Source organism: Arthrobacter pascens (assembly GCF_030816475.1).
Classification (GTDB): Bacteria; Actinomycetota; Actinomycetes; order Actinomycetales; family Micrococcaceae; genus Arthrobacter; species Arthrobacter pascens_B.
The window spans coordinates 2,841,889-2,864,204 of sequence record NZ_JAUSXF010000001.1 but is presented as its reverse complement, the minus strand read 5'-3'; the positions used below and the strand labels follow the sequence as shown (position 1 = coordinate 2,864,204).

The 22,316-nt window shown below is 65.4% G+C and carries 22 protein-coding genes; 12 read left to right on the top strand and 10 right to left on the bottom strand.

Annotation, left to right across the window (positions count from 1 at the left end; genetic code table 11):
• Positions 1–8 precede the first annotated feature (8 nt).
• The 5 genes from QFZ40_RS13160 to QFZ40_RS13140 all read right to left on the bottom strand — a co-directional run bounded on the left by QFZ40_RS13160 (position 9) and on the right by QFZ40_RS13140 (position 4,561).
• Positions 9–710: a hypothetical protein gene (locus QFZ40_RS13160; RefSeq protein ID WP_306904902.1), complete on the bottom strand. Its 702-nt coding sequence runs from the start codon at positions 708–710 to the stop codon at positions 9–11.
• A 73-nt stretch (positions 711–783) separates the two neighbouring features.
• Positions 784–2,250 carry a sodium/solute symporter gene (locus QFZ40_RS13155; RefSeq protein WP_306904901.1) on the bottom strand — a complete coding sequence of 489 codons (1,467 nt, stop codon included), beginning with the start codon at positions 2,248–2,250 and terminating at the stop codon, positions 784–786.
• Between the two features lie 7 nt (positions 2,251–2,257).
• The gene (locus QFZ40_RS13150) at positions 2,258–2,605 is read right to left on the bottom strand and encodes a hypothetical protein (protein WP_306904900.1); all 348 of its coding nucleotides are present in this window, start codon (positions 2,603–2,605) and stop codon (positions 2,258–2,260) included.
• Positions 2,602–3,321, bottom strand: coding sequence for a LytR/AlgR family response regulator transcription factor (locus QFZ40_RS13145; RefSeq protein WP_306904899.1), 720 nt, complete (start codon positions 3,319–3,321; stop codon positions 2,602–2,604). Before QFZ40_RS13145 ends, QFZ40_RS13150 begins: the two co-directional genes overlap by 4 nt.
• 10 nt (positions 3,322–3,331) lie before the next feature.
• Positions 3,332–4,561 carry a sensor histidine kinase gene (locus QFZ40_RS13140; protein ID WP_306904898.1) on the bottom strand — a complete coding sequence of 410 codons (1,230 nt, stop codon included), beginning with the start codon at positions 4,559–4,561 and terminating at the stop codon, positions 3,332–3,334.
• 178 nt (positions 4,562–4,739) lie between these two features.
• Here QFZ40_RS13140 and QFZ40_RS13135 point away from each other — a divergent pair, with 178 nt between their 5' ends.
• Both QFZ40_RS13135 and QFZ40_RS13130 read left to right on the top strand, forming a co-directional pair.
• Positions 4,740–5,120: a DUF485 domain-containing protein gene (locus QFZ40_RS13135; RefSeq protein ID WP_306904897.1), complete on the top strand. Its 381-nt coding sequence runs from the start codon at positions 4,740–4,742 to the stop codon at positions 5,118–5,120.
• Positions 5,117–6,733 carry a solute symporter family protein gene (locus QFZ40_RS13130; RefSeq protein WP_306904896.1) on the top strand — a complete coding sequence of 539 codons (1,617 nt, stop codon included), beginning with the start codon at positions 5,117–5,119 and terminating at the stop codon, positions 6,731–6,733. Before QFZ40_RS13135 ends, QFZ40_RS13130 begins: the two co-directional genes overlap by 4 nt.
• A 120-nt stretch (positions 6,734–6,853) precedes the next feature.
• On the opposite strand, the gene QFZ40_RS13125 is transcribed toward QFZ40_RS13130, so the two are convergent.
• The 4 genes from QFZ40_RS13125 to QFZ40_RS13110 all read right to left on the bottom strand — a co-directional run bounded on the left by QFZ40_RS13125 (position 6,854) and on the right by QFZ40_RS13110 (position 9,295).
• A complete protein-coding gene (locus tag QFZ40_RS13125) occupies positions 6,854–7,450 on the bottom strand; it encodes a hypothetical protein (RefSeq protein ID WP_306904895.1) in 597 nt (198 codons plus the stop codon).
• A gap of 5 nt (positions 7,451–7,455) precedes the next feature.
• Positions 7,456–7,860, bottom strand: a complete 405-nt coding sequence (locus QFZ40_RS13120; protein WP_306904894.1) for a DUF4383 domain-containing protein — start codon at positions 7,858–7,860, stop codon at positions 7,456–7,458.
• 129 nt (positions 7,861–7,989) lie between these two features.
• Positions 7,990–8,664: a hypothetical protein gene (locus tag QFZ40_RS13115; RefSeq protein ID WP_306904893.1), complete on the bottom strand. Its 675-nt coding sequence runs from the start codon at positions 8,662–8,664 to the stop codon at positions 7,990–7,992.
• Between the two features lie 157 nt (positions 8,665–8,821).
• Positions 8,822–9,295, bottom strand: coding sequence for an Lrp/AsnC family transcriptional regulator (locus QFZ40_RS13110; protein WP_306904891.1), 474 nt, complete (start codon positions 9,293–9,295; stop codon positions 8,822–8,824).
• 195 nt (positions 9,296–9,490) lie between these two features.
• Here QFZ40_RS13110 and pdhA point away from each other — a divergent pair, with 195 nt between their 5' ends.
• From pdhA to QFZ40_RS13095, 3 genes are read left to right on the top strand one after another with little or no spacing between them, the layout of a single operon-like run.
• The gene (gene pdhA, locus QFZ40_RS13105; RefSeq protein ID WP_373427431.1) at positions 9,491–10,669 is read left to right on the top strand and encodes a pyruvate dehydrogenase (acetyl-transferring) E1 component subunit alpha; all 1,179 of its coding nucleotides are present in this window, start codon (positions 9,491–9,493) and stop codon (positions 10,667–10,669) included.
• The gene (locus QFZ40_RS13100) at positions 10,669–11,679 is read left to right on the top strand and encodes an alpha-ketoacid dehydrogenase subunit beta (RefSeq protein ID WP_306904890.1); all 1,011 of its coding nucleotides are present in this window, start codon (positions 10,669–10,671) and stop codon (positions 11,677–11,679) included. Before pdhA ends, QFZ40_RS13100 begins: the two co-directional genes overlap by 1 nt.
• Positions 11,680–11,687: 8 nt before the next feature.
• Positions 11,688–13,229, top strand: coding sequence for a dihydrolipoamide acetyltransferase family protein (locus tag QFZ40_RS13095; RefSeq protein ID WP_306904889.1), 1,542 nt, complete (start codon positions 11,688–11,690; stop codon positions 13,227–13,229).
• A 111-nt stretch (positions 13,230–13,340) separates the two neighbouring features.
• Here QFZ40_RS13095 and QFZ40_RS13090 read toward each other — a convergent pair whose 3' ends face one another.
• On the bottom strand, positions 13,341–14,021 hold the full coding sequence (locus tag QFZ40_RS13090) for an SACE_7040 family transcriptional regulator (RefSeq protein WP_306906919.1): 681 nt from the start codon (positions 14,019–14,021) through the stop codon (positions 13,341–13,343).
• Between the two features lie 189 nt (positions 14,022–14,210).
• Here QFZ40_RS13090 and QFZ40_RS13085 point away from each other — a divergent pair, with 189 nt between their 5' ends.
• The 7 genes from QFZ40_RS13085 to QFZ40_RS13055 are packed head-to-tail and all read left to right on the top strand — an operon-like array spanning position 14,211 to position 22,313.
• On the top strand, positions 14,211–15,818 hold the full coding sequence (locus QFZ40_RS13085; protein ID WP_306904888.1) for a carboxyl transferase domain-containing protein: 1,608 nt from the start codon (positions 14,211–14,213) through the stop codon (positions 15,816–15,818).
• Positions 15,819–15,844: 26 nt separating this feature from the next.
• Entirely contained in the window at positions 15,845–18,097 is a 2,253-nt protein-coding gene (locus tag QFZ40_RS13080) for an acetyl/propionyl/methylcrotonyl-CoA carboxylase subunit alpha (RefSeq protein ID WP_306906918.1), read from the top strand.
• Between the two features lie 2 nt (positions 18,098–18,099).
• The gene (locus QFZ40_RS13075; protein WP_306904887.1) at positions 18,100–19,263 is read left to right on the top strand and encodes an acyl-CoA dehydrogenase family protein; all 1,164 of its coding nucleotides are present in this window, start codon (positions 18,100–18,102) and stop codon (positions 19,261–19,263) included.
• A 20-nt stretch (positions 19,264–19,283) separates the two neighbouring features.
• The gene (locus tag QFZ40_RS13070; RefSeq protein WP_306904886.1) at positions 19,284–20,123 is read left to right on the top strand and encodes a CoA transferase subunit A; all 840 of its coding nucleotides are present in this window, start codon (positions 19,284–19,286) and stop codon (positions 20,121–20,123) included.
• 2 nt (positions 20,124–20,125) lie between these two features.
• Positions 20,126–20,887, top strand: a complete 762-nt coding sequence (locus QFZ40_RS13065) for a CoA transferase subunit B (protein ID WP_306904885.1) — start codon at positions 20,126–20,128, stop codon at positions 20,885–20,887.
• The gene (locus QFZ40_RS13060; RefSeq protein ID WP_306904884.1) at positions 20,884–21,477 is read left to right on the top strand and encodes a MaoC family dehydratase; all 594 of its coding nucleotides are present in this window, start codon (positions 20,884–20,886) and stop codon (positions 21,475–21,477) included. Before QFZ40_RS13065 ends, QFZ40_RS13060 begins: the two co-directional genes overlap by 4 nt.
• Positions 21,474–22,313, top strand: a complete 840-nt coding sequence (locus tag QFZ40_RS13055; RefSeq protein WP_306904883.1) for an HpcH/HpaI aldolase/citrate lyase family protein — start codon at positions 21,474–21,476, stop codon at positions 22,311–22,313. The genes QFZ40_RS13060 and QFZ40_RS13055 overlap by 4 nt, the downstream gene beginning before the upstream one ends.
• The last annotated feature ends 3 nt before the right edge of the window (positions 22,314–22,316 follow it).

The window sequence follows — 22,316 nt, the reverse complement described above, 5'->3', positions numbered from 1 at the left end:
GTCCGGGTTCAGCTCCCGCCCGGCGTCGGCGAAAGTGGTGTGAAGCTTCGCCACGCCGCCCTGTAGAGCCGGTTGCCGTACATGGATGAGGCGGTGAAGTAGCCAATCCCGCAGACGATGCCCACGGTTACGGCCGTGGCGGTGCTGGCTCCGAGCAGTGATGTGAGCAGGCCCAGCAGGATCGCAAGTAGCGCTGTGTTCGCGGTGTTAATGAACACCATGCTGCTTCCCGCCACATGGCTGAACATGCTGCGGTGTCCAAGAAAGAAATACGTCTGACGGGAGCCCGCTTCGTCGTCGAAACGGGCAGCCATCAGGTACGGAGCAATGCCGGGATCAAGTTCGACGTAGGCCGCGCGAAGACGGTTCATCGCCACAACGTACATCAGGTCTTCTATCGCGACGTTCAACACGCGCACCTGAGTCAGGCAGCCGATCAGCACATCGATGCCCAGGACAACAACCGCGAGCAGGATGAACATGTCCGAGAACCTTGTAGCCTGGCCCACCAGGGCCACGCTCACCAGGCTTGCCGAGGTGAAGGTCAGAAACATGCTGATCCGCGTCAGCACCTCACCCTGCGTGGTGCTGCGGGAGGCAAGCAGGCTCCAGTGCTCAGTCGCCAGCAGCTGCGCCCGGACGGACGGCGGGATGACCTCCTGGTGACTTTCCTGCCGTTCGGGGAGCGGGCCTCGGTCCTGAGTGGACATGCGGCAATTCTCCCCCCTCAGGCACCGCAGCGCGAGGGCCTATCAGCGCCAGCTGTATCGGACGGACCAGCACTCAGCGTTCCGTGACGAGGGGCCGTTCAGGCGTGTGCAGACGGGTCATGATGCGCGGCATCGTTCCCGGCACACGCCCCTTCGTGGCGAGCGAGACGATAACCATCACCGCGAAGGCAGCGGGCACGGTCCACGCGGCGGGTTGGGCCAGCCAGAAGGGGGTGCGGGCAGCCCCCACCGCTGCTCCGAAGATCATGGCACCGCCACAGAGCAGGCCGCCGGTCACCATGCCGGAAATGGCACCAACGTCTGTGAGGCCCCGCCACCAGATGCCCAGCAGCAATACCGGGCAGACCGTGGAGGCAGTGAAGGCGAACACCAGGCCCACGCTGCCCGCAAGGGCCTGTGAGTCCGTCATGAGGGCGAAACCCAGCGGGACAACAGCCGATGTGACGGCGGCCAGCCGGAAACCGCGGACACTGCCGCCGAGCACATCCTGGCTGATGACACCAGCCAGGGACACTACAAGGCCGGAGGTGGTGGAGAGGAAAGCAGCGAAAGCCCCGCCCGCCACCAACGCAGACAGCAGGTCACCTGCGGCTCCTCCCAGCAACTGGCCCGGCAGGAGGAGCACGATGGCATCAGCCTGGCCCGAGCGGGCAAGTTCCGGTGCAAAAATGCGTCCCAACAGCCCGTACACGGTCGGGAAGAGATAAAAGACAGACAGGAGCCCCAGCACGATCAGGGTGGTGCGCCGCGCAGAGTGCCCGTCAGGATTGGTGTAGAACCGCACCAGGACGTGCGGCAGCCCCAGTGTCCCGAAGAGCAGCGCCACCAGCAGGGAGATGTTCTGATAGGGCCCGGCAGGAGCGAGCCCGGTGGGATTGGTGGAGGCTTGAGCGACAGAAGGAGTTCCGTTACCCGCCAGAACAAAAGCGATGAACACTGCTGGAACGGCCAGGGCCGTCAATTTCAGCCAATACTGGAACGCCTGCACAAAAGTTATGGAACGCATACCGCCGGCCACCACAGTCAGGCACACCACTACAACCACGGCCACCGATCCCACCCACGACGGCAGGCCGGTGGTGATCCTGATGGTCAGGGCCGCACCATGGAGCTGCGGCACCACATACAGCCAACCCACGGCAACCACCACCAGACTGGTGACCCGGCGCACGGCCCTGGAATTCAGCCGGGCCTCGGTGAAATCCGGGATGGTGTAGGCGCCGGAACGCCGCAATGGCGCAGCAACAAAAAGCAGCAGCATCAGGTATCCGGCGGTGTAGCCCACCGGGAACCACAGAGCATCCGTTCCGGAAAGCAGGATCAGCCCGGCAACACCCAGGAAACTTGCAGCGGACAGATACTCACCGCCGATGGCCGAAGCGTTCCACCAGGGTGGCACGGTACGGGAGGCCACGTAGAAGTCGCCAGTCGTGCGCGAGATCCGGAGGCCGTAGAAACCGATCCCCGCGGTGGCCAGGGAAACGACTGCCAGGGCAGCCACGCCGACGGCAGGATTCATGGCAGCCTCACTGGTCCTCCGCCAGATCGCGGTACTTGGCTTCATTACGTGCGGCGGTGCGGATGTAGAGCCAGGCGCTGAGGCCTATCACCGGGTAGATGCCGGCGCCGAGCAGCAGCCAATCGAAGGGGATGCCCGCCACCCGCGCATCGGCAAGGCCGGGGACGGCCGCCAGCAGCCCGAACGCGCAGAGGACCAGCAGGAACCCGCCGGCCACCACGAGTGCCAACCACAACTGGGATCGGATCAGGGACCGCACAAACACCTGTCCGACTTCCGATTCCTGAGCCGCCTCACGCGTGTCACTGGCGGGCAGGGCCGCCGTCCGGGGGGCTGTAACCCTGACGCGTGTCATGCCTGCGGCCGGATCCGCGTGGCTTCCAGCTTCTCCCTGACCATGGGAAGGTGGCGGCGACTGATGGGCAGGCCCGCCCCCGCCACCGTGACGCTCGGCTTGTCTGCTGCGAGCTTCATGGACGTGATGTGCTTCAGCGCCACCAGATAGGACCGGTGTATGCGGATAAAGCCGGCCTCCGCCCACTGCTGCTCAAGATCTGCCAGCGGCACCCTAATCAGGAAGCTGGCGTCCGTGGTGTGAAGCCGTGCGTAGTCTCCCTGCGCCTGGACGTAGGTGACGTCGTCGCGCCTGATCATTCGCGTGGTGCCGCCCTGGTCCACGGTAATCATCTCTGGTGCCAGCGCGCCGTCGCGCATTAGCTCACTGATCCGGCCCACCGAGCGGGCCAGCCGTTCGGCACGGACAGGTTTCAGCAGGTAATCCACGGCGGCCAGTTCGAAGGCTTCCAGGGCGCAGTCCTCGTCCGCCGTCACAAATACGATCGCCGGAGGGTCGCCCGTGCGGGCTATGGCGCGGGCAATGTCCAGGCCGGAAACCGCAGGCATATGGATGTCCAGGAAAACGGCATCGACGCTCTGCGTGGTGAGCACCCGCAATGCCTCACTGCCGGAGGAAGCCCGGTGAATGGTCCCGATCCGGTCGTCCCTGCCCAAAAGGTAAGCCAGTTCCTCCACGGCCGGTAACTCGTCATCAGCGACGAGGACACTAATCATGGTCCCTACATTAGCTGCGTTGACGCGGAAGTTTTTCTGTATCGTGGCCCGGCTGGGACTTGGGCACGCGCATGGTGATGAGCGTTCCTTCGCCTGGCGCGGTTTCGATCACCAAGCCGTGGTCGTCTCCGTACACCTGCCTGAGCCGGACGTCCACGTTGCGCAGTCCCACATGGTCTCCGTCGCTGTGTCCGGCCAGCATCGAGCGCAGCCGGTCAGGGTCCATGCCCACGCCGTCGTCCTCGATGCTCACCTCCGCGAACGCCCCCGAATCCTTGGCGATGATGCTGATGCGGCCCGGGCCTTCCTTGGCCTCCAGCCCGTGCCGGACCGCGTTCTCCACGAGAGGCTGCAGGCTCAGGAAGGGAATCACCGTACTCAGGACCTCCGGTGCGATTGTCAGGCTTACCTGCACCCGGTCGCCAAAGCGGGCCCGCTCCAGCAGCAGGTACCGGTCGATGCAGCGCAGTTCCTCGGCGAGGGTGGTGAAGTCGCCGTGCCGCCGGAAGGAGTACCTCGTGAAATCGGCGAACTCCACCACCAGGTCACGGGCCCTGGCAGGGTCGGTGTTGATGAACGACGCGATGGCGTTGAGCGAGTTGTAGATGAAGTGGGGGCTGATCTGGGCCCGCAGCGCCCGCACTTCCGCTTCCATCAGCAGGGTCCGGGAAGCATCAAGTTCCGCCAGTTCAACCTGGACGGATACCCAGTCCGCAACTTCGCTCGTTGCCCTTACCAGCCCCGCACCCGCCGCCGGGGCAAAAGCAGCCACGACGCCTACTACGCGCGAGCCTGCCCGGACGGGAGCGATGACGCCGGCAAGATGGCCGGCCGGAATTGCGCCAGCCGCATTGGTCCCCGCGAGATCACCCGCGTGGAGCACGGTGGTCCTGCCTCCGGCCAGGACGCCTGCAGCCAGATCCATCAGCCGCAGCTCCAGGTCCTCGGCGGCGCCGTCCCAGGCGAGCACGCCGGCTGTATCGGTGATGGCCAGGGCGTCGCACCCGAGCAGGGTACGCAGCTGGCGGCTCGCCTTGGCCGCCCCGGCGGGGTTCAGGCCCGAGCGCAGATGCTGCCCCGCTACGGATGCCGCATGAAGGGTGGTGTAGGTTGCGCGCTCCGCGTCGGTACCCAGCGCCCGGAAGGAATGCAGCACCTTGAGTCCCACGGCCACGACGGCGGCAACCGCCAGGGCGATGACGGCAACTGCCGCGGCGGTCAGGAGTGGGGAGTCCGGCATGGTGCCCAGCGTAGCGCGGGTGCCGTTTGCCGCAGCATTGGGACCGCTGGGCGAGCGCCCCTCGCAGTCCATGGTGTCCCGCACCATTCACGATGCACAGTGATTGCAGTCACATTGGCGGCATCTTGCGTAAGGCGCTCGCCGGCGTGAACCAGGCAAGTCTCAATGAGGAGGAAAGATGGGTCATGATGCCCCGACTCCGGACGCTGCGGCGTCCGTGGACTTCGAGCAGGTCCAGTCGACCGAGCGGTTCCAGGAACTGCGCAAACGTCACCGCAGCTTTGTTTTCCCCATGGCCATCGCGTTCCTGCTGTGGTACTTCGCGTATGTCCTGCTGGCCGACTACGCGGCTGGCTTTATGTCCACCAAGGTATGGGGCAACATCAACGTCGGCCTAATCCTGGGCCTGCTCCAGTTCGTGTCGACGTTCGCCATCACCGGCTGGTATGTCAGCTATTCCAACCGCCGGCTGGACCCCATCGCGGCCGAGATCCGCAACGAAATTGAAGGCCATGAGTTCGACAAGGACGGCAACCGAGTGAGTGGAGTCAGCAAATGATCGGGATTGCCACTGCGGTTGACGTCGCCGACCTCAAAGAAACCACACTCCTCAATATGGGGATATTCGGCCTGTTTGTCGCCGTGACCATGGTGATCGTGGTCCGGGCCAGCCGAAACAACAAAACGGCGGCGGACTACTACGCCGCGGGGCGCTCGTTCACCGGCCCGCAGAACGGCACCGCCATCGCCGGCGACTACCTCTCCGCAGCATCGTTCCTGGGGATCACAGGTGCCATTGCCATCAACGGCTACGACGGCTTTATGTACTCCATCGGCTTCCTGGTTGCCTGGCTGGTTGCGCTGTTGCTCGTCGCCGAACTGCTCCGCAATACCGGGAAGTTCACCATGGCCGATGTGCTCTCCTTCCGGCTAAAACAGCGTCCGGTCAGGATTGCCGCTGCCATCTCCACACTTGCCGTCTGCTTCTTCTACCTGCTGGCGCAGATGGCGGGCGCCGGCAGCTTGATCTCCCTGCTCCTGGGCATTAGCGACTGGGGCGGACAGGCGCTGGTAATTATCGTCGTCGGCGCCCTGATGATCATGTACGTACTGATCGGCGGAATGAAGGGCACCACCTGGGTCCAGATCATCAAGGCAATGCTCCTGATTGCCGGCGCCGCCGTGATGACCTTCTGGGTCCTCGCCATCTACGGCTTCAACCTCTCCGACCTGCTGGGCGGCGCCGTGGAGACCTCGGGCAACCCGAACATGCTCAACCCGGGCCTGCAGTACGGCAAGACCGAAACGTCGAAGCTGGACTTCATGTCCCTGGGCCTGGCGCTGGTTCTGGGCACCGCTGCCCTGCCGCACGTGCTGATGCGCTTCTATACGGTTCCGACCGCCAAGGAAGCCCGCAAATCCGTGGTGTGGTCCATTGGCCTGATCGGCCTTTTCTACCTGTTCACTCTGGTCCTGGGCTACGGCGCTGCAGCGCTGGTGGGCGCAGAAACGATCAAGGCGGCGCCGGGCGGCGTCAACTCAGCGGCCCCGCTGCTTGCCTTCCACCTCGGTGGACCGCTGCTCCTGGGCTTCATTTCCGCGGTTGCTTTCGCCACTATCCTGGCAGTGGTGGCCGGCCTGACAATCACCGCAGCCGCCTCCTTCGCCCATGACATCTACGCCAGCGTCATCTCCAAGGGGAAGGCCGACGCCGACACTGAAGTGAAGGTGGCGCGTCGGACCGTGGTGGTCATCGGCGTGCTGGCGATCCTGGGCGGCATCTTCGCCAACGGCCAGAACGTTGCCTTCCTCGTGGCGCTCGCCTTCGCCGTGGCCGCCTCGGCAAACCTGCCCACCATTGTCTACTCGCTGTTCTGGCGCAGGTTCACCACCCAGGGCGCCGTGTGGAGCATGTACGGCGGCCTGGGTTCGGCGATCATCCTGATCATCTTCTCGCCGGTGGTTTCCGGCGCCAAGACGTCCATGATTCCGGGTGCAAATTTCGCCCTCTTCCCGTTGAGCAACCCGGGCATAGTGTCCATTCCGCTGGCGTTCCTGCTGGGCTGGCTTGGCACGGTTCTTGACAAGAAGCGTGAGGACATCGCCAAGCAGGCTGAGATGGAAGTCAGGTCACTCACGGGAGTGGGCGCCGAGAAGGCGGTCAACCACTGACGCCCGGAGGTCCGTCAGCCGTGAGCTGAGCAGTTGAGGAACGGAAAGAGTCCCTGTGGAGCGGACAGCTCGCGAGCCACAGGGACTCTTTCCGTTTGCAGCTTCTGGACCGGCATGTGGTCACTGCTGATGATGGCCCGGATTATGGTCACCTGGCACGGCCGGCTCCCCGTGCTGGCCATGGGGAACGGCATACTGGCCGGCAGCGGAAGCGGCAAGGCCCGGCGTCGCGATTCCGGCAACCAGTACGGCGCCGCCGAAGGCCGCCAGCAACAGCACTCCCGGCCGGACGACGGCGGGAGCCCCGCCGTCGTCGTGCCCCGTTCGTTGCCTGCCAAGCCAGGCGGTCGAAGCGACAATCATCAGTGTCAGCAGCAGGGCCGCGAGATGGCTGATGTTGAGGCTGGAAGCGGGTCCGCGGCTTAGCAGGAGGGCAGCCGCGTGGATCCCCGCAGCCGCCGCCAGCAGAGCGAACCAGCCTGGACCTGCCGGAACGCGGGCGCGATACAGCGAAAGAACTGCCGCCAGGATAAGCGCGGTTCCCCACAGTCCTGCGAGGATCCCCGATGCGGCCTGCAGGGGAGTGCCGCCTCCTGCCGGCGCCACCAGGAGGCTGGACGAGAGGGCCAGGTTCACTGCCCCTGCCCCGAATCCTGCGAAGCCGGCGAAGAGCCGGACAGCGATCGCGGCCGACCCCTCCGCCGGCACGGGCGCCATGGCCGCTAGGCCCGGGCAGTGGCGGGGGACTTGTCCAGGGACAGGCCCACGCCGAGGAGGAGGACGGCGCTGGCGAGGTGCAGCACGTTGTCAGCGCCATTGAGGGCAATGATGTTCAGCGGCGATGACAGGAGGAACAGACCGACTACACCGACCAGGAGGTACACCCCGCCCACGGCGGCGTTCACTGTGCGGGCCGTAGTGGTGTTCTTGAGGCCGGCGGACAGCAGGGCCGCACCGATGGCGAGGTGGATGACGTTGTGCAGCGGGTTGACTTCGAAAATGATGAGGTTGTTGCCCTCGGTCGCGAAAAAGCCGACGCCGGAGGTTACCGCGAAGCCGAGAAGGCCGACAAGCAGGTAAACGGCGCCGAAAACGGTGGCGATAAGACGGTTCGGGGATGTGCGCATGGCCGAGTCCTTCCGGTAAGGCAGGACGATTCGGTCCCGCCTGACTACGGGATCCCGGACGGGATCCTCAGGAAGCAATTCGGGGCACGGGCTGGCGCGGATGGGTGAAGTTTTCGGCAGATGCCGGGGCTACACCTTGGGCTTCAGTTTGATGTCCATCATCCTGAGCTCGTCCCTGCCGGCAAAGCGATATGCCAGGTCAATGTTCTTATCGCCTTTACAGGAGATGTGACCTGTCACCTCGGCCGCATTGGTGCCGTTGTCCGAGCTGACCTTGAGGTTGTCATAGGCGGTCTTGCAGGTATCGTCCATCTGCAGGCTTTGGACGCCGGCGATGAAGTCCTCCTTCGACAGCTGTTCCTTCAGCGCGGGGTCCAGATAGTCGTCGTAGGCCCGGGAGCTTTCGCCCGCGATGACCAGTTTCGTGAAGTTGTCTGCCAGGCCCCTGGCCTTGTTGGTCGCTCCGCCCGCCACGTTGACCAGGATGACTACTCCGATGATCACCAGGAGGAGCGCACCGCCCACGATTCCCAGGACCGTCCACAGCTTTCTGCGGCCGTTGCCCCGTGGCCGGCCCGGGAGCCCGAAAGGGGAACTATCCTTGCCCGCAGTGGCGAAGTTGCCCGGTGCCACATACCGACGCCGGAATCGGGGTGCGTCGGGGGCTGCTGCATTCGGCTGGAACTGCTGTTCCAGTGGCTCTGCCAGGGGCTCCTGTTCTGGCGGCTCTGCCGGGTGCTGCTGTGCCGGCGGCACCGTGTCAGGCTGGCGCGGCGGCCGGTGCGGTTCCGGAGGAATGCCCAAGATGGAGCCTTTCCGGCAGGGCGGGGCGCTGCCTTATTGCAGGGACCCCTGTGCGGCGCCCCCTGTATTCAACCTGCACCAGCCTATAACCCGGAATCCGGGGCGGCGTCCTGACTGGGTCCTTCAGGTCAATGAGCCGCGGTCTGCCAGCAGTGTCCTAGCCCTCTGCGGACCTCCGCTCCAGCAGCGGCTGGATACGGAAAGGAATGAGCTCGCTCATGGCCAGTGCCGTGTCGGTCCGTTCCACCCCGTCGCACGCCAGGATCTTGCCGTTGATCCTGAACAGGTCTTCAGCGTCCAGCGCCACGACCCGCAGCAGAAGGTCGGCGGAACCGGTAAGGCCGTATCCTTCAAGGATTTCAGGGACGCCGGCCAGGTCCCTGGCCAGTTGGCCCAGCTTCTGCTGCTGCACATGGACCGAGATGAATGCCATCAAGGGATATCCAAGTGACACCGGATTAATGCGCCGCTCAAAAGACAGGAAGACGTGTTTTTTCTCCAGCTGGGCCATCCTGGCCTGGACCGTGTTCCGGGACAGGCCAAGCTTCTGCGCGAGCGCCACGACCGTGCGCCGGGGGTCCCGTGCCAGGGCCGAAAGCAGCCGGGTATCAGTGCCATCCAAAGCTTGCATAATGCGCAACGCTAGCACGGTCCGGAGGCGCCAGACAGAGCATTATGCTCAGCGATTCGCGCGGTAGTTGTACCCATTGAGCATTGTGAGTAGGGTCACAATTAACCGGGGCAACGGTGCCCGGGCGGCCGGCAATGGCGGGACCACAAGTCCCTAGGAGCCGGTCAAACGACGTGAGAAGGTTGGCGGGCGATCGTGTCTACAGACGAAGCGGGCCAGGGCGGACCAAGCGCCGGAGGCCCCGGCAACAGCACAGAAGAACACGGCGGTCCAAAAGGGAACCTGATCCAGCTGGTCACCCCCGCGGGGGAGCGGATCAGCCATCCGGAATTCGATCCCTGGGTGCAGGACATCACTGACGAAACCCTGTGCTCCCTGTACGAGGACATGATGGTTGTCCGGCGGATCGATGTGGAGGCAACCGCACTCCAGCGGCAAGGAGAGCTGGCTCTCTGGCCCCCTTTGCTGGGACAGGAAGCGTCCCAGATCGGTTCAGGCAGGGCCTTGCGCGGTGACGACTTTGTCTTTTCCAGCTACCGCGAAAACGGGGTGGCGTACTGCCGCGGCGTGGGCCTGACAGACATCATCAGGGTGTGGCGGGGAAACGCATCATCAGGGTGGGATCCCTACACCATCAACATGGCCACGCCGACGATCATCATTGGAGCGCAGACCCTGCATGCCACGGGCTATGCCATGGGAATCCAGAACGACGGTGCGGATTCGGTGGCCATCACCTACTTCGGCGATGGTGCCACCAGCGAAGGCGACGTCAATGAGGCCATGGTCTTCGCTGCCAGCTTCCAGGCGCCCGTGGTCTTCTTCTGCCAGAACAACCAGTGGGCCATTTCGGAGCCGGTGCGGTTGCAGTCCCACATCCAGCTTGCTGACAGGGCTGCAGGCTTCGGCATTCCGAGCATGCGGGTGGACGGCAACGATGTCCTGGCCGTGATGGCCGCGACCCGCGTTGCCCTTGACCGTGCCAGGCGCGGCGGCGGACCGACCTTCATCGAAGCCGTCACATACCGCATGGGCCCGCACACCACGGCCGATGACCCCACCCGCTACCGCGACGCCAACGAGTTGGAGGACTGGGCAGCCAAGGACCCCATTTCCCGCCTCGAGTCCCTCCTGGACCGCAAGGGCCTCCTCACCGATGAACTGCGGCAGCTCGTCCAGGCGAAGGCGGATGCCGTGGCCCGGGAGATGCGCTTGGGCTGCACCACCATGCCTGACCCGGAGCCGCTGGATATTTTCAAGCATGTCTACAGCTCACCGAACACCTGGCTGGACCGTCAGCAGGACCACTACTCACGTTACCTGGCTTCCTTTGGTGATCCCGCAGGAGCCGTTTCAGAAGAAGGTGCACGCTGATGACCCAGATGACGTTTGCCCGTGCCATTAACGCCGGCCTGCGCAAATCACTCGAGAACGATCCCAAGGTCATCCTGCTGGGGGAGGACATCGGGACCCTCGGCGGTGTGTTCCGGGTGACCGACGGCCTCCAGAAAGACTTCGGCAAGCACCGCGTGGTGGATACGCCCCTGGCCGAGTCGGCCATTGTGGGCACCGCCGTCGGCCTGGCCTACCGCGGCTACCGGCCCGTGGTGGAAATCCAGTTCGACGGCTTCATCTACCCGGCCTTCGACCAGATCGTCAGCCAGGTCGCCAAGATGCACTACCGGACCCAGGGCGCTGTGAAGATGCCCATCACCATCCGCGTGCCCTTCGGGGGCGGAATCGGCTCGCCCGAACACCACTCCGAATCGCCGGAGGCCTACTTCACCCATACATCCGGGCTCCGGGTGGTGAGCGTCTCCAACCCGCAGGACGCGCATACCATGATCCAGCAGGCAATCTCCTGCGACGACCCCGTCCTCTATTTCGAACCCAAGCGGCGCTATCACGACAAGGGCGAGGTCGACGAGTCCCTTGATCCCGGCTCTGCCCTGCCCATGGACAAGGCGCGCGTGCTCACCGAAGGCGCCGACGTGACGCTCGTGGCCTACGGCCCCTTGGTCAAGACCGCCCGGGATGCCGCCACGGCCGCCGCTGACGAGGGCATCTCCATCGAGGTCATCGACCTGCGCTCGCTGGCACCAGTGGACTACGCCACCCTCGAAGCATCCGTGCGGAAGACGGGCCGCCTGGTGGTCACCCACGAAGCGGGCCAGTCGGGCGGCCTCGGAGCAGAGGTGGCAGCCAGCATCACCGAACGCTGCTTCTACCACCTGGAAGCCGCGCCGGTCCGGGTCACCGGCTTCGACATCCCGTACCCGTACTCAAAGTTGGAAATGCATCACCTTCCCGGCCTCGACAGGATCCTTGACGGTGTGGACCGCGCCCTTGGCCGTCCGAACTCGCTCAGCGGGCTGGAAGGGTGAACGCCACCATGATCAAGGAATTCAGGCTCCCGGATCTCGGCGAAGGCCTCACGGAATCCGAAATCCTCAGCTGGAAGGTAGGAGTCGGCGACACCGTCAGCCTCAACCAGGTCATTGCCGAGGTTGAAACCGCCAAGGCCGTGGTGGAACTGCCGTCACCATTCGCGGGGGTTATCACGGCCCTCCACGAACAGCCCGGGACCATCGTGGAGGTGGGCAAGCCGATCGTCTCCTTCGAGGTAGCGGACGACGGCGGCGAATCGCCTTCCGCTGCCAGGCCCGCCGCGGCGGACACACAGGGTGGACGGGCCGGGTCGGCCGCCAGCTCAGGCACTGGCAGCACCGGCGCCGAGACGGCTGAAGCGGGGACGCCCACCAGGCAGCCGAACCTGGTCGGGTACGGCGCCGTCGTCGAAAGTTCAGGGCGGCCGGTCCGGCGGCCCCGCGCTCTTGCCGCCCCCGGTGCCGCCGCAAGCGCCCCTGCCGCCCGCACTTTTGCGTCTGCGGGCACTCCGTCTGCGGGCACTGTGTCTTCAGGCACTGCGTCTGCCGGCGCGTTGCCAGCGGGTACGGTGCAAGCCCCGGTGGCACCTGTTCCGGAGCCTCATGTTCCGGAAACCCGAGGTGCCCCCGCGGGTGAACGGCCCAGGTCCACACCCCCGGTGCGGAAGCTGGCCAAGGATCTTGGCGTGGAATTGGCAGAGGTTAAAGGCAGCGGGCCGGACGGGCTGATCACCCGGGACGACGTCCTGGACTTTGTCGGCGGCGGGGAACTTCCCGCGGCGGCCGAGTACCCTACCCCGGCCAGGGACGGGCAGGGAACGGCTGCCGGCGCGGGCGCTGTTCGGGAGCGGGAGATCCGCACGCCCATCAAGGGAGTACGCAAGTTCACCGCTGCAGCCATGGTCGCCAGCGCATTCACCGCCCCGCACGTGACCGAGTTCCTGACCGTTGATGTCACGCCCGCCATGGACCTGCTCGCCAGGCTGAAGGCAAGCAACGCTTTTGCCGGGTACAAGCTCACGCCGCTGACACTGGTGGCCAAGGCAGTACTGATTGCGCTCCGTCGGAACCCCACGTTGAACTCACGGTGGGACGATGCCAGCCAGGAGATCGTGCAGTTCAATTACGTGAACCTGGGCATCGCCGCGGCAACGCCCCGCGGACTGACCGTACCGAACATCAAGGACGCAGACACCCTTTCCCTGACGGAACTGTCCGAAGCCCTGACAGGACTGACCGAGACTGCCCGGGCCGGCAAGACATCGCCGGCCGAGCTGTCCGGCGGCACCATCTCCATCACCAACATCGGGGTCTTCGGCATCGATGCAGGAACGCCCATCCTCAACCCCGGCGAGGCAGCCATCCTGGCCGTGGGAGCCGTGCGGAAGGCTCCCTGGGAGTATCGCGGCGAGGTGGCCCTGCGCCAGGCCATGACACTGAGCCTGTCCTTTGACCACCGGCTCGTGGACGGGGAGCAGGGCTCGAGGTTCCTGGCCGACGTCGGCATGATCCTGGCCGAACCCGGCATGGTCCTGACGATGATCTAGGCGGCCAGGCTCCGCCTCCGCCTCACAAGCGGCCCGCGCCCGCATGAGCGTTGCTGCCCGGCAACGCTCATGCGGGTCCGGGCCGTTCGTACGTGCTAGGAGTCGTGCCTGCTAGGAGGCCGGCCTTGCGTCAACCGTGAGGGCAGCCAGGGCCATGCTCTCCAGTAGCGGCCTGGCGGTCTTGGGCGCCATCCTGCGGCCATGGCTGCGGACCGAATGGGGCGTGGAGTTGATGAGGCCGAAGGTGGCATGGGCGCGCATCCGGAGATCTGCGGCGTCGGTGTCGGGATGCAGTGCCGCAAGGACCTCAACCCATACCTCGACATAGTTGCGCTGCAAAGCCCGCACCTCGGCCTGGTCCTGTTCGGTGAGGTTGCTGAAGTCCCGGTCCTGGACGCGGATCACGTCGGGCTTGCCCAGCGCAAAGTCCACCTGGAATTCCACCAGCCGGCCCAAGGCCACGAGTGGATCTGCCGATTCGGCCACCACCCGCCGGCCGCCGTCGAGCAGTTCACGGCTCACGGTGAGCAGAAGGTCGCCCAGGACAGCCTGCTTGCCGGAGAAGTGCCGGTACACCGCAGGTCCGCTGACCCCGGCAGCCGCGCCCAGGTCCTCCAGCGACACGCGGTTGAATCCGTTCACGGCGAACAGGGAGGCTGCCGCCGCCAGCAGCGCCTGGCGCCGGTTCTCCTTGGCCTGGCTGCGCTGGGTCGCCTGGGCCGGCTGCGTTGATTGGCTTGGCTGGGTTGATTGGCCTGGCTGTGTTGATTGGGCTAACTGGCCAGGTTGCACCAAAGCGCTGCGCTGCTCTGATTGCCGGGCCTGGGTGGTGGGCACATTTCCTCCTCGGACCTGAAAATTCTAGCTTGGCTGCTACGTGTTGGACATCACAGTTAATAGAGACTAACCTAAATCCCAGTTACTGAGCACTAACCGAGTTGCCTTTTACGGCTTTGAACGGAACAGGAACGGATCCAGTCCATGGAGACCCTCGTCAGCCGGCTTGACGCATCCAGCGAGTCTTTCGCCGCAAACAGCAAAGCGCAGCAGGTGCTCGCGGAAGAGCTGCGGGACAGGCTGGCCCGGACTGCGCAGGGCGGGCCGGAAAAGTCGCGTGAGCGCCACGTGGCCAGGGGGAAGCTCCTGCCCCGCGAACGCATCGACCGGTTGCTGGATGACGGCAGCCCGTTCCTGGAGATCGGGGCGCTCGCCGCCAACGGAATGTATGACGACGACTCCCCGGGGGCAGGGGTCATCACCGGAATCGGGCTGGTCCACGGCCGCCATGTGCTGGTGATCTCCAACGACGCCACGGTCAAAGGCGGCACCTACTATCCCATGACGGTAAAGAAGCACTTGAGGGCGCAGGAAATTGCCTTCGAAAACCGTTTGCCGTGCATCTACCTGGTGGACTCCGGCGGGGCCTTCCTGCCCAAACAGGATGAGGTCTTCCCTGACAAGGAGCACTTCGGCCGGATCTTTTTCAACCAGGCGCGGCTGTCCGCTGCCAAGATCCCGCAGATCGCGTCAGTGATGGGCTCCTGCACAGCCGGGGGCGCCTACGTGCCGGCCATGAGCGACGAAACAGTCATTGTCCGCAACCAGGGCACCATCTTCCTGGGCGGGCCGCCGCTCGTGAAGGCGGCCATCGGCGAAATCGTCACTGCGGAGGAACTGGGCGGGGGCGAGGTCCATTCCAGGATTTCCGGCGTCACGGATCATCTGGCCGAAAACGACGAACACGCCCTGCAGATCATCCGCGACATCGTGGCCACCCTGCCCCGCCCGGCCGCGCCCGCCTGGGATGTCGATGCCGCCGTCGAACCCGCCGTCGATCCCGCCGGGCTCTACGGTGCGGTGCCCACGGACGTCAACGCGCCGTACGACGTGCGCGAGGTTATAGCCCGGCTGGTGGACGGCAGCAGGTTCCACGAATTCAAGAAGGAATACGGCGCCACCCTGGTCACCGGCTTCGCCAGGCTGCACGGCCACCCGGTGGGCATTGTGGCCAACAACGGCGTGCTGTTCAGTGAGTCCTCCCTCAAGGGCGCGCACTTCATCGAGTTGTGCGACCAGCGCGGCATCCCGCTGGTTTTCCTGCAGAACATCTCGGGCTTCATGGTGGGCAAGGACTCCGAGCAAGGCGGCATCGCCAAGAACGGCGCCAAGATGGTCACTGCCGTGGCCACGGCCCGGGTGCCCAAGCTGACGGTGGTGATTGGCGGATCCTTCGGCGCGGGCAACTACTCCATGTGCGGCCGGGCCTATTCACCGCGTTTCCTGTGGATGTGGCCTGCATCCCGGATATCGGTGATGGGCGGCAACCAGGCGTCCAGCGTGCTGGCCACCGTTAAGCGGGACCAGTACCAGACGGCGGGCCAGGACTGGCCCGCCGAGGACGAGGAAGCTTTCAAGGCCCCGATCAGGCAGCAGTATGAGGAGCAGGGCAGCCCGTATTACTCCACGGCCCGGCTATGGGATGACGGCGTGATCGACCCCGCTGACACCCGCACCGTCCTGGGGCTGGCGCTCGACGTCGTTTCCCGCGCCCAGCTGCCGGAGACCTCCTTCGGCCTCTTCAGGATGTGAGCCAGCACATGAGCCAAGCACCCCACATGCCCCAGAGTGCAGCCGAGCCTGCACCGTTCAATCCTGCCCAGTTCGATCCTGCGCTGTTCAACACCGTCCTTGTGGCCAACCGGGGCGAGATTGCCTGTCGCGTGATCCGGACCCTGCGCACCCTGGGCATCCGTTCCGTCGCCGTTTACAGCGAGGCCGACGCCGGCGCCCGGCACGTGCGCGAGGCGGACACAGCGGTGCTGATCGGCCCCGCCGCCGCCTCCGAGAGCTACCTCAAGACCGAAGCCATCATCCAGGCATGCCGGGACACCGGCGCCGATGCCGTCCACCCCGGCTACGGCTTCCTGAGCGAGAACGTGGACTTTGCCCGGGCACTGGAAAAGGCAGGCATCACTTTCATCGGTCCCGGCGTCGAGGCGCTGAACATCATGGGCGACAAGATCCGGTCAAAGAACCACGTGGCAGGGTACGGGGTTCCCGTGGTCCCGGGCATCGCGCGGCCGGGCCTGACTGATGCCGAGCTGGCCGAGGCCGCATCCGGCGTCGGCTTTCCGCTGCTCATCAAGCCCTCCGCGGGCGGCGGCGGCAAGGGCATGCATGTTGTGGAGCGTCCCGAAGAACTGCAGGCCACCCTGGCTGCGGCCCGCCGCGTGGCGGCCAGCGCATTCGGCGACGACACCCTGTTCCTGGAACGGCTGATCAAGGCGCCGCGACACATCGAAGTGCAGGTCCTGGCGGACAACCACGGCAATGTCATCTTCCTTGGCGAGCGTGAATGCTCCCTGCAGCGCCGGCACCAGAAGGTCATCGAGGAGGCACCGTCACCGCTCCTGGAATCGCTGGATAATGGCGGCGCCACCCGCGCCCGGATCGGAGAAGCCGCCTGCAACGCGGCCCGCAGCGTCAACTACCGTGGGGCCGGCACTGTGGAGTTCCTGGTCTCGGACGACGCGCCGGACGAGTTCTTCTTCATGGAGATGAACACCCGGCTGCAGGTCGAACATCCCGTCACGGAAATGGTCACCGGCGTCGACCTGGTCGAATGGCAGGTGCGCATCGCCGCGGGTGAGCAGCTGACCGTGGCACAGGCCGACGTCGTCCTCAACGGTCACGCCGTGGAGGCGCGTGTCTACGCCGAGGTCCCGGAACGGAACTTCCTGCCGTCGGCCGGCGAGGTAGTGCTCCTGGATGAGCGGGGCAGTCTCACCGGCTCGCACCATGGGCGTACCCAGGCGCCGGCGGACCCTGCCGTCCGGATCGATTCCTCGCTGCTGGCGGGACTCATGATCTCCAGCGACTACGATCCCATGGTCTCCAAGGTCATTGCCTGGGGCCAGGACCGAGGAGCCGCGCTGGACAAACTGGACGAGGCACTCGGGCGCTACACGGTGCTGGGCATCGACACGAACGTCGAATACCTGCGCCTGCTGATCAACGACCCTGACGTCAGGGCCGGCCGGCTCGACACCGGCCTGATCGAGCGCAAGATGCCGCACTTCAGCTTCCGCCAGGTCGGCGATGCCGAACTCATCGCCGCAGCCATGCAGCTCCGGATCCTGGCCGGGCCTCCGGCGTCGGTGCACTCCCCGTGGAATACCGTCGAAGGCTGGCGCCTGGGTACACGCGCCCCCTGGACGAAGAGCTTCGGCGTCCCCGACGGCACGATGTCCACCGTGGCAGTCACCTGGCAGGGCAACAGCGGCACGGGGGACGCCAGAGTAAGAGTAAACGGGGGCGCAGAGCACCTGGTGAACGTCATCGGGCTCTCGGATGACAACGTGTTCCTGGAGATCGACGGCGGGGAACTGAGGTTCGCCCTTGGCCCGCCCCTGCAAGAAAGCCCGCGGGAGGGGAACCCCCTGACCGTCTACGTAGGCAACGGCGGCTGGTCCTGCCGGCTTGAGGTGCTCACCCGTGAATCGCGGCTGGCCCGTGTGCTGGCTGCCATCGAACGCGAGGAGGGAACCGCGGACCCGGCGGTGCGCTCGCCGATGCCCGGAACCGTGGTGTCAGTTCCGGTGCGCGACGGCGACACCGTGAAAGCCGGACAGGTGCTGCTCTCCGTGGAGGCTATGAAGATGGAACATCAACTTCTGGCGCCGCTGGACGGTACTGTCCACATCAGCATCAGGTCCGGCGACCTTGTGAAGGTTGACCAGGTGGTCGCCACCATCCACCCGGAAACACCCCCAGGAACCGGCCCCGCCGCCGGGGACCCAACAAACGGGGATCCAACAAACGCGGATCCAACAAACGGGGATCCAACCACCACTGGCAAAGGAGCCTAGACATGCCGGATTTTGACCTCAGCGAGGAATACCAGGACCTCAGCGATACTGTCCGTGACTTCGCGGACAACGTCGTGGCGCCCGTATCCGCCAGGCACGACGAGGAACACAGCTTCCCTTATGAAGTGATCTCCCACATGGCGGACATGGGCCTCTTCGGGCTGCCGTTTCCGGAGGAGTTCGGCGGGATGGGAGGCGACTACTTTGCGCTCGCGCTGGCGCTGGAGCAGCTGGGCAGGGTGGATCAATCTGTAGCCATCACGCTGGAGGCCGGGGTCTCCCTGGGCGCCATGCCCGTGTACCGGTTCGGGTCCGACGCGCAGAAGAAGGAATGGCTGCCCCTGCTCGCCTCAGGAAAGGCGCTCGCCGGCTTCGGCCTGACCGAGCCGGAAGCCGGCTCGGACGCCGGCGGCACCAAGACCCACGCCCGGCGTGAGGACGGGAATTGGGTGATTAACGGCAACAAGGAGTTCATTACCAACTCAGGGACCGACATCACCCGCCTGGTCACCGTCACCGCCGTCACGGGCCAGAAGGAGCGCAAGGACGGCAGCATCAAGAAGGAGATCTCCACCATCCTGGTGCCCACCGGCACCCCGGGCTTCAAAGCGGAGAAGGCGTACAACAAGGTGGGCTGGAACGCGTCGGATACCCATCCGCTGACCCTGAATAACGTCCGCGTCCCGGAAGAAAATCTGCTGGGCGAGGAAGGCCGCGGCTACGCCAACTTCCTCTCCATCCTGGACGAGGGCCGGATCGCCATCGCCGCCCTGGCCACTGGAGCCGCGCAGGGATGCGTGGACCTGTCAGTGAAGTACGCAAAGGAGCGGAAGGCCTTCGGGCACCATATCGGCAAGTACCAGGCCATCTCCTTCAAGATCGCCCGGATGGAGGCCCGGGCCCACACAGCCCGGCTGGCGTACTACGACGCCGCCGCGAGGATGCTGGCGGGCAAGCCGTTCAAGACCCAGGCGGCCATCGCTAAGATGGTCGCAGGCGAGGCAGCCATGGACAATGCGCGGGATGCCACCCAGGTATTTGGCGGCTATGGCTTCATCAACGAATTCACCGTGGCGCGCCACTACCGCGACTCCAAAATCCTCGAAGTGGGGGAGGGCACCACGGAGGTCCAGCTGATGCTGATCGCCCGTGAACTGGGACTGTAGCCGGCCTGAGAGGATCACTGATGATTAACAAGGTTGTTGCCAGCGCCGAGGAAGCCGTCGCGGACATTCCCGACGGCGCGTCCCTGGCTGTCGGCGGGTTCGGTCTCTGTGGGATTCCGGTGGCCCTGATTGATGCCCTGCACCGCCGCGGCACCAAGGACCTGGAAACGGTAAGCAACAACTGCGGGGTGGACGACTGGGGCCTGGGCGTCCTGCTGCGCGACGGCCGCATCCGGCGCACCGTCAGCTCCTACGTGGGCGAGAACAAGGAGTTCGCCCGCCAGTATCTTTCCGGTGAACTGGAGGTGGTGCTGACGCCGCAGGGAACCCTGGCCGAGAAACTGAGGGCCGGCGGGGCCGGCATCCCCGCGTTCTACACCAAGGCGGGGGTGGGCACACAGGTGTCCGACGGCGGCCTGCCGCAGAAGTACGACCCCGACGGCGGCATCGCCATAGCCTCTGCAGCCAAGGAAGTGCGCACGTTCGACGGCGTTGACTATGTCCTGGAGGAATCGCTGACGCCGGACTTCGGCCTGGTCCACGCCTGGAAGGGTGACCGCCACGGCAACCTGGTCTTCCACGCGACGGCCATGAACTTCAACCCGCTCTGCGCCATGGCAGGCAGGATTACCATTGCCGAGGTGGAGGAGCTGGTGGAGCCGGGGGAACTGGATCCGGAGCACGTGCACACACCGGGCATCTTCGTCCAGCGGGTAGTTCTGGCAGGACAGACCGAGAAACGCATCGAAAAGAGGACGGTGTCCCTGGCGGCGGGGTCCGCATCCCACCCGCCGGCAGCAGCAACCACGGCAACAGCAGCTACAGCAAATACACCGGCATCAGATCAGGCAGGAGCTTAGCCATGGACCCGAACAGCCCCCAGGCTCCCCGGCCGGAAGGGGTCCGGCCTGAGTACCGCCGTGCCGCCGTCGCGCACCCGTCAGCCGCCGCGCCCGGCAGCAAAGGCTGGACCCGCAACGAACTGGCGGCAAGGGTGGCACAGGAACTGAGCAACGGGCAGTACGTGAATCTGGGCATCGGCATGCCCACCCTGATCCCCAACTACATTCCGGCCGGTGTTGAAGTGGTGCTGCATTCCGAGAACGGCATCCTCGGCGTCGGGCCCTATCCGGGCGAGGATGAGGTGGATCCGGACCTGATCAATGCGGGCAAGGAAACCGTCACGGTCAACAAAGGCGCGGCCTTCTTCGACTCCGCGTCATCGTTCGGCATGATCCGCGGCGGGCATGTGGATGTCGCAGTGCTCGGTGCCATGGAGGTCGCTGCCAACGGGGACCTGGCCAACTGGATGATCCCGGGGAAGATGGTCAAGGGCATGGGTGGAGCCATGGACCTGGTCTTCGGCGCCAAGAAGGTGATTGTGATGATGGAACACGTGGACCGCAACGGCAAGCCCAAGATCGTGCAGCAGTGCACGCTGCCGCTGACAGGCAAGGCCTGCGTGGACCGGATCATCACCGATCTTGCCGTGATCGACGTCGTCCCTGACGGGCGGGCGTCAAGGCTGGTGCTGCGCGAGCTGGCGCCGAATGTGTCCATTGAGGATGTGGCGGCAGCAACCGGGGCTGAGCTGTTCGAAGAGGACCGGGAACTGACCGTATGACGGACATGCCGCCGCCGCCCCGCATCATCGAACAGCGTGGCCTCTACTTCGAGGAACTCGAAGAAGGGGTGGTGTACGCCCACCGGCCCGGGCGGACAGTGACGGAAGCGGACAACGTCCTGTTCACCACCCTGACCATGAACACCCAGGCGCTCCACCTGGACGCGGCCTGGAGCGCCGGGCAGCCGTTCGGCCAGCGCCTGGTGAACTCGATGTTTACCCTGGCCACGCTGGTGGGCCAGTCCGTTTCCCAGCTGACCCAGGGCACCATCGTCGCCCAGCTGGGCCTGACGGACGTATCCTTCCCGCATCCGCTCTACCACGGCGACACGCTCTACACCGAGACCGTGATCACGCGGAAGCGGCTGTCGGATTCCCGGCCCGGCCAGGGAATCGTGACCATGGCGCACACCGGCAGGAACCAGGACGGAACGGTGGTGGCCCTGGCCAGCCGAAGCTGCCTGATGTGGACACGGGAAGCGCACGGCGGACGTCAGGTGGACAGCGCCCCGGAGGAGCCACAAAACAGCCAACAGGAGCGCCGGAAGGGGAGCCGGCAGGGGCGCGAAAAGGGGAGAATGTCCTTATGACCTTCGTGATGGGACCTGCCCTGCTGTTCTGCCCTGCCGACAGGCCGGAGCGCTACCAGAAGGCCGCCGAACGCGCGGACGCCGTGATCCTGGATCTGGAGGATGCGGTAGCCCCGGGGGACAAGCAGCGTGCCCGGGGAGCCATCCTGGCGCAGCTCGGCTCCGGCGGCGAGGTGCCGGAGCTGAATCCCAGCCGCACCATCGTCCGGATCAACCCGGCAGGAACCGAAGAGTTCGAAAAGGACCTCCACTGCCTTGCGCACACGCCCTACAAGACAGTGATGCTGGCCAAGGCCGAGACCGCTGAACAACTTAGGCTACTTGAGGATTACCACGTGATCGCCCTGTGCGAGACAGCCATAGGGGTCCTGAATGCCCCGGCCATCGCGGCCGAGCCCAACGTCGTGGCGCTGATGTGGGGCGCGGAGGACCTCCTGGCTTCGCTCGGCGGCACGTCCAGCAGGACGGATGCCGGCGGCTACCGGGCTGTTGCCCTGCACGCCCGCTCCTCCGTGCTGCTGGCCGCGCGGGCCCTCGGGAAGGAAGCGGTGGACGCCGTTTACGTCAACATCCCGGACCTCGCCGGCCTTTCCGTGGAAGCCGGCGATGCAGTGGCCTCAGGGTTCAGCTCCAAAGCGTGCATCCATCCCAGCCAGGCGAACGTGGTCCGGAGTGCCTACGAGCCGTCCGAGTCCGACGTCGCCGCCGCCAACTCCCTGCTGCAGGCCGCCGCGCGGGCAGGGACAGGCGTCTTCCAGTACAACGGCAGGATGATCGACGGTCCCATCCTCAAGCACGCTGAAGCCACGCTGCGCAGGGCCGGAGCGCGCACCTAGCCT